15 protein-coding genes are annotated in these 17451 nt (G+C 49.3%); 2 read left to right on the top strand and 13 right to left on the bottom strand.

The genetic code is table 11. The annotated features are described in order from the left end of the window. The 7 genes from B9A22_RS03640 to B9A22_RS03615 form a co-directional block, all read right to left on the bottom strand. On the bottom strand, nucleotides 1–4286 hold a 4286-nt coding region (locus B9A22_RS03640; RefSeq protein ID WP_139796148.1), incomplete at its 3' end, for a beta strand repeat-containing protein. 21 nt (nucleotides 4287–4307) lie between these two features. Continuing rightward, a complete protein-coding gene (locus B9A22_RS03635) occupies nucleotides 4308–6023 on the bottom strand; it encodes a ShlB/FhaC/HecB family hemolysin secretion/activation protein (protein ID WP_084574338.1) in 1716 nt (571 codons plus the stop codon). Beyond that, nucleotides 6016–6288: a hypothetical protein gene (locus B9A22_RS03630; protein WP_084574336.1), complete on the bottom strand. Its 273-nt coding sequence runs from the start codon at nucleotides 6286–6288 to the stop codon at nucleotides 6016–6018. Before B9A22_RS03630 ends, B9A22_RS03635 begins: the two co-directional genes overlap by 8 nt. Nucleotides 6289–6448: 160 nt before the next feature. Beyond that, nucleotides 6449–7102, bottom strand: a complete 654-nt coding sequence (locus B9A22_RS03625) for a response regulator (protein ID WP_084574334.1) — start codon at nucleotides 7100–7102, stop codon at nucleotides 6449–6451. After that, the gene (locus B9A22_RS25220; RefSeq protein ID WP_176215370.1) at nucleotides 7080–7220 is read right to left on the bottom strand and encodes a hypothetical protein; all 141 of its coding nucleotides are present in this window, start codon (nucleotides 7218–7220) and stop codon (nucleotides 7080–7082) included. The genes B9A22_RS03625 and B9A22_RS25220 overlap by 23 nt, the downstream gene beginning before the upstream one ends. A 214-nt stretch (nucleotides 7221–7434) precedes the next feature. Further along, nucleotides 7435–7557, bottom strand: a complete 123-nt coding sequence (locus tag B9A22_RS26220) for a hypothetical protein (protein ID WP_281252340.1) — start codon at nucleotides 7555–7557, stop codon at nucleotides 7435–7437. Between the two features lie 287 nt (nucleotides 7558–7844). Continuing rightward, nucleotides 7845–8255 (bottom strand): MerR family transcriptional regulator, encoded by a 411-nt coding sequence (locus B9A22_RS03615; RefSeq protein ID WP_084574330.1) that lies wholly within the window; start codon nucleotides 8253–8255, stop codon nucleotides 7845–7847. Nucleotides 8256–8340: 85 nt separating this feature from the next. Between B9A22_RS03615 and B9A22_RS03610 the strand changes: the two genes are divergently transcribed. Beyond that, the gene (locus B9A22_RS03610) at nucleotides 8341–9141 is read left to right on the top strand and encodes an SDR family NAD(P)-dependent oxidoreductase (RefSeq protein ID WP_084574328.1); all 801 of its coding nucleotides are present in this window, start codon (nucleotides 8341–8343) and stop codon (nucleotides 9139–9141) included. Beyond that, entirely contained in the window at nucleotides 9142–10023 is an 882-nt protein-coding gene (locus B9A22_RS03605; protein ID WP_084574326.1) for an NHL repeat-containing protein, read from the top strand. A gap of 497 nt (nucleotides 10024–10520) precedes the next feature. On the opposite strand, the gene B9A22_RS03600 is transcribed toward B9A22_RS03605, so the two are convergent. From B9A22_RS03600 to B9A22_RS03575, 6 genes are all read right to left on the bottom strand, one after another. Next, nucleotides 10521–11363: a methyl-accepting chemotaxis protein gene (locus B9A22_RS03600; protein WP_084574324.1), complete on the bottom strand. Its 843-nt coding sequence runs from the start codon at nucleotides 11361–11363 to the stop codon at nucleotides 10521–10523. 28 nt (nucleotides 11364–11391) lie between these two features. Continuing rightward, nucleotides 11392–12090, bottom strand: a complete 699-nt coding sequence (locus B9A22_RS03595; RefSeq protein ID WP_176215368.1) for a class I SAM-dependent methyltransferase — start codon at nucleotides 12088–12090, stop codon at nucleotides 11392–11394. Between the two features lie 62 nt (nucleotides 12091–12152). Beyond that, nucleotides 12153–13112: a bile acid:sodium symporter family protein gene (locus tag B9A22_RS03590; RefSeq protein WP_139796146.1), complete on the bottom strand. Its 960-nt coding sequence runs from the start codon at nucleotides 13110–13112 to the stop codon at nucleotides 12153–12155. A 12-nt stretch (nucleotides 13113–13124) separates the two neighbouring features. Beyond that, on the bottom strand, nucleotides 13125–14777 hold the full coding sequence (ilvD, locus tag B9A22_RS03585) for a dihydroxy-acid dehydratase (RefSeq protein WP_084574318.1): 1653 nt from the start codon (nucleotides 14775–14777) through the stop codon (nucleotides 13125–13127). Between the two features lie 146 nt (nucleotides 14778–14923). Beyond that, complete coding sequence (locus B9A22_RS03580) at nucleotides 14924–15673, bottom strand: response regulator transcription factor (RefSeq protein ID WP_176215367.1); 750 nt, start codon at nucleotides 15671–15673, stop codon at nucleotides 14924–14926. Further along, nucleotides 15666–17240, bottom strand: coding sequence for a histidine kinase (locus tag B9A22_RS03575; RefSeq protein ID WP_084574314.1), 1575 nt, complete (start codon nucleotides 17238–17240; stop codon nucleotides 15666–15668). The genes B9A22_RS03580 and B9A22_RS03575 overlap by 8 nt, the downstream gene beginning before the upstream one ends. Nucleotides 17241–17451: the final 211 nt, after the last annotated feature.

Below are 17451 nucleotides of genomic sequence, written 5' to 3'. Positions count from 1 at the left end.
TTCGCCGTGATGTCCGCCGTCGTGGTCGCAGTCAAAGTATAGTTACCCGCATCTGTCCCGTTTAAATCACCGCTAGTCACGGTGACCGTCTTCCCTGTCCCGGCATTCTTCGTGTCAAAGGTGCCGCTGGTGAGTGTCACCGTATCGCCGCTGATCACGCCGTCCAGCGTCCCGCTCACCGCTGCGGCCGTTGTCCCGTCGTATACCCGGCTGTCCGCCGTCAGTCCGCTGACCGTTATGGTTTTCGCCGTGACATCCGCCGTTGTGTTCGCCGTAGTCAAAGTATAATTACCCGCGTCCGCACCGCTTAAGTTACCGCTAGCCACGGTAACCGTCTTCCCGGTTCCCACATTCTTCGTGTCGAAGGTGCCGCTGCTGAGTGTCACCGTATCGCTGCTGATCACGCCGTCCAGCGTCCCGCTCACCGCTGCGGCTGTTGTCCCGTCGTATACCCGGCTGCCCGCCGTTAGTCCGCCGACCGTTATGATTTTCGCCGTGACATCCGCCGTTGTGTTCGCCGTCAAAGTGTAGTTCCCCGCGTCTGTCCCGCTTAACGTCAGCCCACTAACTGTTACCGTCTTATCTGTCCCGACGTTCTTATCGTCAAACGTCCCGGTCGCACCGATTATGCTCAAGCTCACGCTTTCTCCCGCTACTGTATTAACTAACGCCGCCGCGCTTGTATCCACGGTCGCCGCCATACCTCCGTCATAGATTTTATCCGCCGCCGTCAATCCGCTGACCGTTAAGGTTCGCGGAGTGATCGTCACCGTGCCGCTGCTATAACTGATATCATAACCCTGCTGACTGGAATACAGGCCGTCAGGCGTCACGGTGTAGGTACCCACGTTTTTCCCGGCAGTGGCGCCTGTCACGGTGCCGAGCAGGAGACTGCTGTCCGGCGTGATGGAATAGGCGAATCCCAAAGCATCGGTCGTGCCGTCATACTCGCGCGAACCGCTGTTGGCGCTCACTGTCAGTGACGTCAGGAAATTGCGTAGCAGCGGACAGGTGTAGCCCTCGTAGATCCGCCAGACACTGCTGCTGCCGCCGGTGGTGGCGATGTCCCAGCCGGAGAAACTGCCTTTTTGCATCATCTGGGCGAGGGTCAGCCCCAAGCCGTCGTTACTGAGGCTGGTATTATTGTCGGTACTCCAATAGCAGCCTGTAACCGAGCCACCAGACCCCGACACACCGCCAATATTTACATTACCGGCGGCACCATCCAGCGAGCCAATATTGTAACACTCCGTTATCGAACCATCATTAACGCCAACCAGCCCGCCGAAATAATAATATCCGCTTCCGGTTCCGGATATCGCACCGGTGTTATAGGAGTAACGGAGCATACCTGAGTTATAGCCAATCAGGCCCCCAACCCAGGCCAGCCCTTTCACAGCCGCGGTGTTATAGGAATATTCGACAACGGTGCCGGAGTCGGTAGATCCCACCAAACCCCCGACGCCTACATAACTTCCGGTTATCGCGCCGGTAGTGTGATAACACTGCGAAACGGTGCCGCTATCGAGCCAGCCGACCAAACCGCCGACTATCCGCCCGGTAGTGCTGGTTACTGTGCCGGTGCTGTAACAGCTGGTGATATTCCCGCTTGCGTTGTCACCCACCAGCCCGCCGGCGCAGGCATAAAGATTGCTGGCGCCATACTTGGTGGACCCGTTACGAGAAACCACATCGCCTGTGGCGTAACAGTCCGTGATATTGCCTGTGTTATAGCCAATCAGACCGCCAACGGACCAAGTGTCTGCCGTTGCCGTCCCGGCCGCCATCGTCACGTCGCCGGTGCTGTAACAGCCGCTGATCGTACTTATTTCATTGCGCCCCACCAGCCCGCCGACATAACCTGCGCCGGTGACATCTCCAGTACTGTAGCAGTTGCTGATTGACCCGCTGGTATTTTTTTTGCTGTATCCGACCAGGCCGCCGACATAATAACCGCTGCCGGTAACATTACCTGTGGCATAACAATCGGTGATTGTGCCGACTGTATTTCCCATATAACCCACCAGACCGCCGACGTTCGCGGTCCCGGTTACGTTGCCCGTGCTATGGGAATCTTCAATCAGTCCTTTATTGCAGCCTACCAGTCCCCCGGTGGTGGAACCGGTGGAAACCGCCGTCACATCGCTGTAGCAATTGGTAATCGTCCCGTAATTATCCCCGGTCAGGCCGCCGACGTCGCCCGCGCCGGTAACCGTGGAAGTCCCGGCCACATAACAATTAGTGATCGTCCCTCCACCGGTGTAACCGACCAGGGCGCCGACGTACTTATTGCCAATAATCGTGGCGTCAATCAACCCGAGGTTACGGATGGTGCCGGTGGAGTAGCCAAACAGGCCGATGTGGGTGGTGGCCGAACGGCTGATGTACAAATTGCTGATGGTGTGGCCGCCGCCGTTGAAACCGCCCGTGAAGTTGTTGGCGTCGACCGTGTCGTTGCCGATGGGCACGAAGCCCGCGCCGCTGTTCCAGTCTTGCGTGCCGCCGGCGTCGATATCGTTGGCCAGGGTATAGTAGTTGCCGATCATGCCACTGGAGCCGGCCCCCTGCAGGCCGTACACGTCGGCGATCTGGTATGGACTGGTACTCGCGCCGGTGCCGCTGAGGGCACGGATGAAGGTGCCGCCGCTGCTGCGGAAGTCCTTGGCGTAAAAAGCCGATATACTGCCGGTGATTTCCCGCCAAGTGCCGCTCTGCAGATTGAATGTGCCTACACTGATGCTGCTGCCGGAAGCAGGTACGATGATGCCGGTGGTGGTGCCATTTCCGCTGCCGGAGGTATTGGCCGCAAGCATCAGACCGCCATTGGCGGCGCTGATGGAGGAATTGAGGTTGATGTTATTGTAGGCCGACAGTGTCAGGGTGCCGGTGCCGGTCCAATTCAGCGCCGAATTGACATAAATATTGCCGTCGGTTCCCGAAGTGCCGTCGCTGGACCTTACCGTTACATCGGTATTGCTATCCAGCGAAGTCACAAGACTGGCCGCCGCTGCGCTGTTGATTGTATAATCATAAGGATCCAAAAGCCAGCAGCCGTTATTACCGTTTGTGGCCCCGGCCAAAACAGTGCCACTTACCGTTAAAATGTGGCCCGACGTCTCCACATTGCCGCCGTTGCCGGATATGCTGCCGCCTTTCGCAGTGATCTTCCCGGCAAAATTAGTGGTATCGTTGGCCCAGACAACCACCTGGCCGCCGTTCCCTGTCGTTATCGCGTCGGCATTTATCAATGTTCCCGTTTCAACCGTGGTGCTAGTTGCCGCATATTCGTGGCTTCCGCCCTGATAGGCCCCGCCGATGAGGGCGGTGCCGCCGCCGGCATCGCCGGACACGTCAATGGTTGAGCCACTCGCCAGCGTCACCGTGTCACCCAGCACTTTGACAGCGCCGCCGGTCTGTCCCGAAGTCTTGCCGGAGACGTCAAGAGTGCCTCTGTTAATCACATTCCCGCCTTCCAAACAGATGACGCCGTTGACGTTAGCTATGCTTTGCGCCCGGATGACGCCGCTGTTGTTGACCACGGTGTTTAATAGAGCGTCCTTGGTGCCGGCAGTCATGACCACCAGCCCGCCAGTCGAGGTTATCGTGCCACTGTTCTTCGCGCTGCCACCGGCAGCGCCGGTGTCGACGGCGACATTGAGCAGTTGGTCGCCGGAAAAGTCGAGCGAGACCTTGTCCCCCGCCCCCAGGCCGACCACCTTGGCGGTGATGACGCCCTCGTTGGTCACCGTGGGCCCGATGAGCACCGCCTCATTGGTGGCGGTGATGCTGCCCGCATTTGTCACGCTGCCACCGCTGCCGTTCTTCTCAAAGGTATATTTGCCGCTCGTGAAGTCGCTGTCGGAAATATTGAGCGTTGACGCCACCAGGCCGCCGACGTTGACCTGGGCGGAGGAGGAAAATAATATGCCGTTGGGGTTGACGAGATAAACCTTTCCGTTGGCGTTCAAGCTGCCGTAGATGCTTGACACATTATTACCGACGACCCGGTTTAACGCCACCGCTGTGCTTGATGGCTGAACGAAATTCACAATCTCGCCTTTACCGATGGAAAAGCTCTGCCAGTTGATAACAGCTTTATTCGTGGCTTGGTTTATGATCATGGTGCTACCGCTGGTCGCGATACTCGCGCTGCCGTTGGCCACCGTGCCGCCCGTAGGGTTGGCTAGGGCTGGGCTGTAGGCCGACAGGAGCAACATACCCGCCGCCACCGGCAAGATTGCTTTAGCGATGACCCGCTGCCAGCGCCGTTTCCATTTCCTCTGCACGACGACTCCTCCTTATAAATCCTAAAAATATTTTACGCCCTGCAGCCAGATACGGTTGCTCGCGTCGGCATCGGCCGTCGCCTGCTCCCTACCGATCTTCCAGGCGCAGTCGAGGCGCAGCGCGAAATCCGGGGTCCGCGTCCACAAAAGCCCCACACCGGCGCCCGTCAGGCTGCGGCGGTTGCTGTCGCCTGCCCCCGCCCACGGAGTGTGATTAATGATGACGCTGCCGTAATCATAAAAGCCGGTGAGATATACGTTGTCCTGGGGCGTGGACATCCCGGGCAGCCGCCAGCGCAGCTCGCCGGTCAGCTTGCAGCCTTCATCCCCGGCCGCCTCCCCCTGCGGGAAAGCCCGCACGCCGTCGGCGCCGCCGAGGAAGAGTTTTTCCGACGAATCAAGGTTTTTGTCGGCCAACTGGCCGCTGAAGGTAAAGTGGAAATTAAGATTCTCAGCCACATATTGCTGGCGCTGGTAGGTGAGAAGGGTTTTGAAAAAGTGGCCGGCGGTGGCGGCAGTGGCGTTATCGTTGGCTGCCGTGGCGGCGTCCAGGATTCTGAGCCGGCCGCGGCTGTGGGTAAGACTGAAGGCGTTACTGCCGCCGCCCAGCCAGTTGTCGGCGAAGCTGCCAGCGAGGCCCAGGTTGACTAGGCGGCTCTTTTTCGGCGAATAGCTGTCGGTGGCGGTAACATCGTCGCGCAGGCGCTTGTCGTCGTAGCCTAAGGTGCCGTACAGGCTGAAGACACGTCTGCGGATAAGCGGGTAGGTGAGGTCGTAGCTGGTTACCTTCGCCTGGCCGGCGGCCCCAAGGCTGGCGAAGGTATCGCCTAACGTATAGTTAACCCGTGAGTGTTTGACGCTGAAGCGGGCGCCATCGTCTCCCGCCAGGAGGCTGTAGCCCAGATTATAGTTATTCAGGCGATTGTGGCTCGAGATTAGGCCGCCGAGGGACAAATCGTTGCCGTCACCGCCGATGTTGCCGGCGGTCACCTGGAAGCCTACACGGTTACGGCTGGTGTAGCGGTTGCCCCAGTTGTCGGCGTAGACGGCGCCGCGCACTCTGTCCGCATCGCTCACATCGAGAATGAGGTCGGCGGTACCGTTTGTCTCGCCGGGGGAAAGAGTAGCCTTAATGCTGATGCCGTTCAGGTCGCTCAACAGGAGCAATGCCCGCTCCAGCGGCTCCCTGGTGATGACGCTGCCGGGGGCGGTGGTGTGGAGCATGGCGCGCAACCGGTCGTGGTTGAAGCGGCCGTTACCGGTTATTTTCATCTGGCCGTATTTGCCGGGGATGACGGCGATCTCGACGACGCCGTCCTTGATATCCTGAGCCGGTATGTAAGCGAAGGCCACGATGTAGCCTTGCAGGCGGAGATACTGCGTAAGCTTGCCGGCCAACGCGTTAAGCTCGCCGAGGGTTAGCTCGCGGCCGCTCTCGCCTTTAATAAGGTTTAACAGCTCGTCGGCTGGCAGCGGTGACTCGCCGCTGATACGGAAGCCCCGTACGGGTATTTTCTGCTGGTCGCCGGTCTGGGCTGGCGGCTGCCCGCCCTCGATGGTGATTTCCGGGCTTTTAACCAGCGGTGGTTGCACCGCCGCCGGCGGCTTGGCCCCTTCAAGGATGGCGCCGGCAGTAGGCGGCGCGGCGTGGGCGCTTAAGACCGCGCAGGCCGCTAGGGCTATGCTTACGGCAAAAGTAATATATTTTTTTTCACGATTCGCCAGCTTATCAATCATTGTTGCTCCTCACTTTCCGTTCATACATGTTTTCACCGGCCGATCCGCACTCGCTCACCCGTGTCAGTTCCTCCACAGACAGTACCGGCTGCCAGCTGGCGGAAAAAACAATGATGCCATCGCCTTCGGGATTGAAGCCGATCAGTTTCGTCTCGGGGAGTTTGCGCAGGTTGGCGGCAATAACGGTCGGCCACCGGAGGCTTTCCGCGATCTCCTCCCAAATCGGGCCTATGCCGCATATTCCTACCTCCAAGCCTTTTTTCATCTTGTTCACCCGACTTCCAAATTAGTGCAAGGTTATCCCATTGAATTCCATAATAGCAAATTCTCCTTTTTCCCATACCTCCTTTTGTGGTAGTCGAAAAAAAGAAAAAGTGGTAGTCGTCCACTACCACTTTCGTTAGTCTATACGCCCCAAGGACGGTTTATCGGCCGGTGTCTTCCTCGTCTGGCGTAAGCCGCGAGATGTTCGCGATCAGTTGCACCCGGTTAGCCAGCTGCGTCTTGGCCAATATTTCCTTGATGTGATACCTCACCGTATCCACCGCCAACCCCAATTGACCGGCAATTTCCTTGTAGGTTAACCCCTGCGCCAGAAGCTGTAGCAGTTCGGTTTGCCGCTTGGTCAGCTTACGCGCCTCCCCGCTGTCCCCTTCCCTTGGACGGTGGTCGCTCAGCTTTTTCAGCAGCCGCCTGGCCAGCCCCGGCGCGAACGGCATCTCGCCGGTGGTGATTGCGGCGAGATGGCCGATAAAGCTATCCGGCTCCATGTCTTTGAGCAGATACCCTTCCGCGCCGGCCTGAATGGCCGCGATCAGGTTCCGATCGGTCTCGATGGCGGTGAGCATCACTATTTTGGCGTCAGGGTAGTCTCTTTTGATTATCCTTGTGGCCTCAATTCCGTTACAGCCTTCCATCTGGATATCCATCAGCACAAGCTCGGGTCTGAGCATTTCGAATTTGACCAATGCCTCTGCCCCATTTCGCGCCGTGCCTACCACCTCATAACCTTTGGCCAACAGGAAACTCCGCAGTCCTTCCAGCACCAGGGCCTGGTCATCGACCAGCAGTATCTTCATCGCTTTCCACCTTGCTTTCCGAGTTTTCCAGATTGAACTGGACTGTCACTTTCGTTCCCGCGCCCGGCTTTGATTGGATCTCCAGGTGTCCGCCGACTTCCGCTGCCCGTTCGGCCATAATCTTCAGCCCAAAGGAGCACGGCCGACGTCAGGAGATAAAACCAGACGTTGTGTATCAGCTGATAAACCATGACCTGAAGTGTTGCAACGCTCATTGGCGCTGAATATGCATCCACGTAGCTTAACCTTTCAGTTATAATGAACATTATATCCGGCTGTCTTAGGCCATTTTCCAAGCATAATCTATTGATTTGCTGAATACCTCGCCCCCATTATTCAATTAATTCACCTTCTTTAAATACACGAGCAATTACTTTATTACGAATTTCCGACCGTCCACTTAAAATCTCATCAAAATTGCTTTCGTTAAAAATTATATCCACTGATTCTGTCATAGCGGTCTTGGAGAAAAGCCTGCTTTAGGAATAAAGTATCTAAAAACGCTATATATAAAAAAAGTTCAACCTTAAGATAAGAGTTTTTTAATAAATTATAATTGATATCTTAAAACTAATTATACAAAACAATTAAGCATAAGCCTACCACTTTGGCAAACTTATGCTTAAAATATTTTACATTTATTTACTCAAATTCCAATTGATAGAGGCGATCCGTGACCTTGCAAATCCGCCCTTTTCGTCCTTACCACTTTTAACACCTCAAGGTAACCATAACATTTTATTCATGTACAGCAAGACACTTCCGCTGTCCTTCTGTCTTCCCGCAGATTGGTACATTTCCTTATCTCCGTCCGATAATAGGTAATTTTATCATCCAGGTTGCTAAGATGTTCCTCCAGCTTTCCTATCTCTTCCTTGAGAACAGCCCGGTGCCTTGCCAGCATTTCCATGCGATCAGCCATTGTCGTAACGCCTTGAGCCCGGAGCTTAGCATATTTTTGAATTTCCCTGATTGGCATACCGGTATCTTTCAATCGTTTGATAAACTGTATCCACGCAATATCACTTTCCGCATAACTGCGTCTGCCGTTTTCTTTTCGCGCCGGAATAATCAGGCTCTCCTTTTCATAGTACCGCAGCGTATAAATACTAATCCCAGTAATGGCCGAAAAATCGCCAATGGAATAATTCATTTCACACACCTCCGCAAAAGACTTGACCTAGAGTTTACTCTAGATTGTACAGTATAAGCATACCAAAGAACAGGAGGTTTTACAAATGAATAACACCCAAAACTATACGGTTATTACGGGCGCCAGTTCCGGTATCGGTTATGCAGCCGCTAAAGCGTTCTCCCGGCGAACTAAAAATGTAATTGTAGTCGCCCGCCGCAAAACCCAGCTGGAAAAACTACAACAAGAAATTTGGGAACAGTATCCGGCCGTGGATGTCATAGTAAAAGTCTGTGATTTATCCATTCCCGCAAATGTGTATCAACTCTATCAGGAGGTAACAGAGTATCCGATTGAAACCTGGATTAATAATGCGGGCTTTGGTAATTATGACAGTGTGGCTCAGCAGGATTTGAGCAAAATGGAAACCATGCTGCGCCTCAATGTGGAAGCCCTGACCCTTTTATCCTCGCTCTATGTCCGGGATTACAAGGATGTTCCCGGATCTCAGCTCATTAATATTTCCTCTCGGGGCGGCTATTGTATAGTCCCCAACGCCGTTACCTATTGTGCGGCCAAATTCTACGTAAGCGCCTTTACCGAAGGGCTGGCCCATGAATTAAGGGCGGAGCAAGCCGAACTAAAGGCAAAAGTACTGGCCCCTGCCGCGACGCAAACAGAGTTTGGTAAAATCGCCAACGATGTAGCGGAGTATGATTATGACAAGAGTTTTGCCCACTACCATACCAGTGAACAAATGGCAGATTTACTGCTGGCGCTTTACGACAGCAATGAGACTGTGGGCGCTGTTGACGGGGAAACATTTGCCTTTAGTTTGGGGGCACCGGTATTCAGTTATGCCGGAGGTTCCCTGCATAATCAAAAAGCAGTCAAAGGAGGAAGATAAATGCAACGATTACTGCCCCTTGCTATTGTGGCTCTTTTATCTGTTACAGGCTGCTCTTTCGGCATAGCCGGACAAGAGCCGGCCTCGACACCTAAATCAATAGCCAACCTTAGCCCGACCACCCAGGAAGTACGAAATCAACCCACAGCCAAAGACGCAGTAATGACGCTGAGGAAAACCTATAAAGGCTTTCAAGCTCCTACAGGGCTTGCCATAGACCATAGCGGCAATCTTTATGTATCAAATTGGAGTGGAGGCTCTGTTACCAGGGTAGATATAGCAGGTAACTACAGCACGTTTGCTGATGGTATGGGTTCTCCGGCAGGCTTGGCTTTCGACCAGGCGGACAATTTATACGTTGCCGACTATTCGCGGGATGTTATTTATAAAATCACGCCAGCGGGAGAAAAAAGTATATTTGCCCAAGGACTGCATACACCTACCGGTATAGTCTTTAATCACGCCGGCGACCTGTTAGTGAGTAATAGAAGCAGTAACGAGATTGTAATAATAACCGCCTCTGGAAAAATTGAATTGCTAGCAAAAGATATGCGTACTCCTGTCGGCGTCGCCGAAGACAGGGAGGGAAATCTCTATGTCACCAATTATGGCGGAGGCATTATCAAAGTGACACCGGAAAGGGCAATTAGCATCTTTTCAACTCAGTTTGGGCGTCCCGGTGTTGGCATTGACATCAGCCGTCAAAATGAAATTTTTGCTGTTGATAATGGCGATGACTGCGTACGTCGGATTGCACCGGACGGTTCAACAGAAATCGTAGCAAATAACATTGGCGGATGCGTGGCTCTCCTCGTCCACGAAGACACTCTTTACGTGGGCGGCTGGAATGAGGGAGCCGTGTATGTGTACTCTATTCATTAGTTTTTTATGCTCATCCCAATAGCCTCCTTTTAAAGTAAATCATAACTCTCGGTCCTCTAACACCTAACCCCCTCACCGTAGCAAAAAACCCGCGATAAATTCGCGGGTTTTACTAATTTCCAAATTGTGGTGGAGGCGAACCAACACCAGCCAGGCGCAAAACTTTTGTTATCAAAAATTTTTGGCTGAACGTTTTAGCGGATCAGGTAAAATGCCCCCAAAGATCATTCCAAAAAGCACTGATCATTCTATAATCTTTATTTCAGTATAATCATGTTTTCGTCTTCTGGGTAACTCCTATTCCTTGAAGAGATTTCAAAGACAAAGAAAAGAACCTGCATGTTATAGCCAATTTATTTCCAACAAAGTTAACTTGCAAAAAACCATCGATTTAACGAAATTGGCATCTCTTCTATTTTGCTAGTGCGAATCAAAAAAAGTTCTGAGATCGCAAGAATCCCCCCCAGCTTTAACGAACCAACATATCACGTGTGACACTAATTAGGCGTAGTACTTGCTTCCTCATCTAGTTGCCGTGCAAGAATATCAAGTTTATTTGCGTCAGTTGCACTCTGTTGTACTGCTGCAGCTATTTGGGCGATAGCGCCAGCCAAGTCTGACACAACCGCTTCTATCTGACCAATTTGTCGACTGATCATACTACTATCGGATTGTATATCCAGAAGAATTTGTCTGATCTTTTGAACTGACTCCGCACTGCTTGTCGCCAATTTCCGGATTTCTTCAGCAACTACACCAAACCCCCGTCCCTGCTCGCCTACCCGCGCTGCTTCAATAGCAGCATTTAGCCCCAGTAAATTCGTTTGACTAGAAATTTCTTGAATATAACCTACTACTTTGTCCGTTGCTTTAGCTCTTGCCATAGAGCCTTCAATCTGCGATGATAGGCTTTGACAAGTTGCTGCAATTTCTTGGGACTGTGCGGATATCTCTTCAGTTGTACTGGCAAGTATCGTAATACTATCTGTAAGAGAACTTGCCATTTGTTGCAAGGCTTCTTGCCTTTCTACAGTTTCTTGCACTGAAATGGCTCCCACGACTTCACCATATTCGTCAGTAATCGGCACTGCCAACGCAATAAAGGGCATCCCCCAAAGCGAAGCATCCATTCGTTTAACAACACGGCATCGTTTTTTCATTGCCTGACTTGTAATCATATCTTCGCTTAAAGGAGAGCCTAACACTACCTTGAGGTCAAGGTTTTGGCCAGGTTGATAGTAAACAATTTTTTCCTTATCGGTAATGCTAATCCCGGTATCAGCCATAAATAGACTTCTGATGACCGGCACTAAGCTAACAAGTTGGTCAAGGACAATCATCACCTTGCCTCCCGAATTTATTGAACTCTTATTTTGTGCAGAGATAAGTACCTACAAAAGGAGCTCCATACTCTCTACTAACGATTCTGAAACCAGCCTTTTCCAGCAAGCCTTCCAGTATCCAATCTAAGGTCAGGTACTCGTCACGGAAGGTTTTCTCTGTATCCCTGGCTACTTTTGAACCGCCCCCGCCCTCAACCTGCCTAACTACTTCAGAAAAATACGATTCATAGTCATTCTTTACCGGTAACACAGCATCTTGCAGGCAAAATATCCCACCTGGCTTCAAGGCGGAATGTATTTGTTGTAAACCCACGAACTTCCAGAAATCAGGTAAATGATGCAGGGCAAATTGAGATATTATTCGATCTATCGAATGCAGAGGTTGCATAAATGTTAAAAATCCAGCCTGCGCAAAAGTGATATTATTACACTGGCGTTTTATCGCTTTTTGCTTTGCACATTCGATCATAACGGCAGAAATATCAAAAGCCAGTACATGCTTACAGTGAGCAGCCAACCCAATAGCCATTTCTCCAGTACCTGCCCCAATATCTAAAACAATGTCATTAGTGCCCAGTTGAAGCACATCTTTCATTTTCTTTACTTCGGGCGATATGTCTCTAAGTTTCTGCATGTAAGAATCATAAACTTGCACTTCATTACTGTCGGAAAAATCAACCCCGGAATGCACCATCTCGTTATACCGCCATTTTTCGCTAAGCACGTCTCCCATCACCTCATTAATGATTAGTGTAAGCAGCCCCGTCACCGGGGCTGCATTGTAGTTTAGGCGCTAATTTCATTTGAGCTAATTTGCTCTTCGGAATCCTTTGAACGCCAATAACCAGCAAGTAAGGATCCAGTGAAATTATGCCATACACTAAAAATAGCACCTGGAATCGCAGCTACTGGGTCAAGATGCGCTATTGCCAGCGCCACTGCCAGCCCTGAGTTCTCCATTCCAATTTCAAAAGCCAATGCTTTTGACTTTTTGTGAGTCATTCCCAGTGTTCTGGAAGCGCCATACCCAAGCCCTAAACCCAATCCATTATGCAGAGCGACAGCGATAAAGCCGATGGCAGCGACAGTCGCCAGTTTGGCGGCACTTAAGGCAACAACTATCGTAATAATAGCGATGATAGATAACACTGAAACAAGTGGAATAATTTTCATAACTCGCTCAACAAAATCAGCAGCAAATATCCGAATCAAAATACCAAGAGCCACAGGGAATAATACAATTTTGAGAATGTCTGCAAGTAATGCCTCAGCATTAATCGGAATCAGCGTGCCGGCCAGCAGCAAGAAGATATAAGGAGTTAGAAAAGGTGCCAAAACCGTGTTAATACTGGAAACAGTTACCGATAGCGCGGTATCTCCCTTGGCGATAAACGTCATGACATTAGAGGCTGTGCCACTGGGACAAGCACCTACAAGAATTAGGCCGGCCGCCAAAGAGGGCGGCAAACCCATTAATTTGGCAACAACAAATGCAACACCAGGCATAATAACAAAACGTAAGATTACCCCATAGATTACATCTTTCGGTCTGGTAAAGACCAGTTTAAAATCATCTAGGCTCATGGTTAGCCCCATACCTAGCATAATCAATCCGAGCAAATACGGAATAAAGGTGCCAAAAGGCTTAAACGGATTGGGCGATAAAAAGGCAATAGCAGCAAAAACGATAACCCATACCGGAAATAACTTCGTAATAAATTGCGACGCTTTTTCTAATTTTTCCACAATAATTCCTCCCTACTTCAATACAGCGCCGGTTTTGGCTGATGTAACAAGTTTGGCGTAACGTGCAAGATACCCGGTTGTGACCCTCGGTGCCGGCTTTACCCAAGTTGCCTTACGCGCGGCAAGTTCGGCATCACTTAATTCAACATTGAGCATCCGTCCCGGGATGTCAATTGCAATCGTATCGCCATCTTTTATTAGTCCAATAGGCCCTTCTGCCATTGCTTCAGGTGCAATATGACCAATACAGGCGCCCCGGGTCGCACCACTAAACCGTCCATCGGTTAGTAATGCTACTTTCAGTCCCATTCCAGTAATAATCGCTGTGGGGTTAAGCATCTCACGCATCCCCGGCCCTCCTTGGGGGCCTTCATACCGGATAACGATCACATCACCATCTTTGATCTTTCTAGCAAGAATGGATTCAATAGCTTCATCTTCAGAATTAAAAACACGAGCAGTACCTTTAAATACAAGCATATCCTCAGCAACTGCGCTTTCCTTGACCACAGCACCATCAGGAGCTAAATTCCCCTTGAGAATCGCAATTCCGCCAGTCCGGCGATAAGGTTGTTCAACAGTCTTAATAACATCTGTTCGTTCAATATCTGCAGACCTTATCCGTTCGCTCAATCTACCAGTTACCGTGATTACATCGGTATGAATAAGTCCAAGTTTGTCAAGTTCCTTCATAACAGCAGATATACCACCGGCTTCATTAAGATCCTGAATATGGTGGGTACCGCCAGGACTAAGTTTGGTAATATACGGGGTTTTACCGCTTATTGTATCAAACAGTTCGAGTGGTAATTCAATTCCAGCCTCATAAGCAATTGCCGGTAAATGTAAAACAGTATTGGATGAACCGCCTATCCCCATATCTACTGCAATGGCATTGGCAAATGCTTTTTTGGTCATAATATCACGGGGTTTTATATCTTTTTCTATCAAATCAACAATCGTTTGTCCCGCTGTTTTGGCCAGCATGCGGCGGGCACCAAATTGAGCGGCCGGTATTGTGCCATTACCTGGCAAACCCATACCTAATGCCTCAGTAAGGCAGTTCATAGTATTGGCAGTAAATAGACCGGCGCAAGAACCACAACCTGGGCAAGCGGATTTTTCCATACTATCAAGTTCTTCAGTTGTTATTTTTCCGGCTTCATAAAGCCCAGCCGCCTCGAACATGGTACTAACACTCACATCACGTCCCTTGTAACGGCCTGCCATCATAGGACCACCGCTAACTACAATCGCAGGAATATTTACCCGTGCAGCGGCCATCAGCATACCAGGAACAATTTTATCGCAGTTAGGGATAAGCACCAGACCGTCAAACCCATGCCCTGTTGCCATAGCTTCGATGGAGTCGGCAATTAATTCCCGGCTGGGCAAAGGATACTTCATCCCGTCATGGCCCATAGCAATTCCATCGCAAATACCAATTGCCGGGAATTCTACCGGAGTGCCACCGGCCGCAGCCACTCCTAGTTTTACTGCATCGGCAATGTCACGCAAATGAAAATGTCCGGGGATTATTTCGTTAAAAGCGTTAACAATACCAATTAGCGGCTTCTTCAAATCACCAGGAGTATAACCCATTGCGTAAAACAAAGAACGATGAGCAGCCCGTGTTGATCCTTTTTTTACAATATCACTGCGCATTTATAAATCCTCTCCCTTTAAATAGATTTAATTTTATGATAAATAGTTTTATTAAATTAATCATTTAGTAAGTTGTCTAAAGTATTTAATATCATGCGAACAAAAAAAACAATACAGCCATTGTATCTGTATTGTTCATTTTATTGCTATTTATTTTTAATTTCTTGTATTTTCCGGTACTGCATTGGTGTAGTACCTATTTTATTTTTAAAACAGGTTGCAAAGTAGGCTGCATCATTAAAGCCTACCCGGCCAGCTACTTCCGTTATTGAAAAATCAGTTGTGGTTAGCAGCTCACTCGCCTTTACTAATCGTTGCTCCTGGATATAATCCACTATGGATTGTCCTGTTAAGTATTTGAATGTTCGGCTAAGATGGCAAGGACTTACAAAGACAGCCCGTGCAATATCTCGCAATTGCAGTTGTCTGCTTACATTCTCTTCAACATAATCAATTACTGCCTTAACAAGAGTCGGTGTTTTGATAGAAAGCTGATTGGTATCATTCCCACAAACCATTTCACATTTTTCAGCAGTTTTTTTGATTACTTCCATTACTTCTTCAGGTCTTATCGGTTTCAGAATGTAATCGTCGACCCCAGCCTTAAAGGCTGCTCTGGCATACTCAAACTCATTGTACGCCGATACAATAACAACATTTGCCTTAGATTCATCAGCTAATAGAATCTCAGCCACCTGGATTCCATCTAAGCCAGGCATTCGTATATCGAGAAAAACCAAGTCTGGCTTAAAATCACGAGCAATTCTTACGGCATCCACCCCGTTTTCAGCTTCTGCAAAAGCAGACACAGGCATTTTTTCTTTATTGATGACAGTTTGGATGAATGTTCTGACTGTGGACTCATCGTCTGCCACTAATACTCTAATATCATGCATTTTCATTACCACCTATCGGAAAAACGAGCTCAACAACAGTGCCTTTCCCCGGCTGACTTGTAAGAACAAACTCATATTCATCATTATAGTAATACTTCAAACGATTCTTAACACTGTTTATGCCGATACCTTGCTTTTTTCTCCCTATGGCTTGAGGATCAAAGCCAGTGCCGTTATCCTCGATACGGCAGCATAGTTTATCCCCTCGGCGTTTTATAGTTACCTTAATCAGCCCCGGTTGTGTATTTAACTCAATTCCATGAATGATAGCATTTTCAAGCAGCGGTTGAAATAACATTCCAGGAACAAACACCTTATCAAGACCTTGTTCAATGTCCATAATGATATTGAGATGTTTACCAAACCGTGCTTGCTGAATATCCAGGAAACTATTAAGCATCCTCATTTCCTCATGAAACGGAATTAGCTGTTCCGGTTTATGCAAAGTAAATCGCAGTAAATCAGCCAAGCTCCAAACAAGTTTGGCTACCTTCTCAGTTCCGTCAATATATGCAAGATGGGCAATCGTATTAAGTGTGTTGAATAAGAAATGCGGGTTAATTTGAGATTGCAGCAATTTTAAATCAGACTCTTGCAGCGCCTTTTCTAGCTTTGCAGTTGCCATCTGTTCCTTAATCAGCGAAAGCTGGCTATTGTCTAATTCTTTTTGTCGTAATGCCGTGCTTGTCATCTCGGCAATGCAGTTGGCTATGGCGAAAGTAGCCTCAGCCGCCGCATACAGCCGGCTTTTGGGCTCAGTTCTGATTGCTAAGGCACTATTCAAAACAATGTCGGACGGCAATTGATACATAGCCGCTACCTCACGGAGTGAACATAGCATGCGCTCACTGTCTGGTTTTGTTAAAAATACTTCCCCACATTTGATATATCCGTTAACCGACTTTCCGCTTAGAATTGGTATTATAATACTGGCAATATCGTTACAACATAAGAATAAATGTGTTTTTCCGATGTCCTCAATTTCCGCAAATACTTTTTGAATGCGTTGGCGGCAGTGGCTACCAAAACTGGCCTCATGGAGTAAACAGCAAAATTCAGGGTAGTTGTCGGTTTTAATAATAAACTCACCAGCGGTATCAAGAATAGCCAGACTAAGTCCTAATGCCTCGGATAATCTATTTAGCAACCCCGCGATTATTTCAAAATCAAGAAAAGTTCTAATATCGCTGCTATCAATAAAACTGGCTGATTCGATTGGCTGAGACAATAACCTTTGAAATTTGGAGGGAGTATAGACGATGAGTAATTTCAGTTCTTCTGTTGAATCATTAAACACCTTGTGCCGTGTATAGGGAGACATATGCCTGATATCCCCCGTCTTTAGTGTACAAGAATTTCCGTCAATAATCTGCTTACCATTGCCGGAAACAACATATATGACTTGCTCATCCCCGAAATGAAGATGCTCCTCTTGTATCGTGTTAGGCTTAAAAGTTACAAGGCCAACGCTCATTCGCTCAACATCCAGATTGCCGGGTTCAACAAACCAGAGAATAGAGCCCCATTCAAACAATTGCTGTTTTCCAAGTTGACTAATTTCTGTCATCTCCGGATACCACCCCCTTCTTGCTGATGGTTACAAAATCTTCGCCTATGTTCATCCATGCTGAACAGCTTTCGCTTTTGAGATCGTATTATCTATTTTTCAATATAAATTTTCACATTCCTTCAAAATTCGTACATTAAAATAAGTATTTTACATATATGCTAACTTATCCCACCAAAGAGATCCAAAACATCCTGAAAGTAAGTAGGGC

Source organism: Sporomusa malonica (assembly GCF_900176355.1).
Classification (GTDB): domain Bacteria; phylum Bacillota; class Negativicutes; order Sporomusales; family Sporomusaceae; genus Sporomusa; species Sporomusa malonica.
Note: the sequence above shows the minus strand (reverse complement) of the source record. Positions and strands in the feature narration are given on the sequence as shown.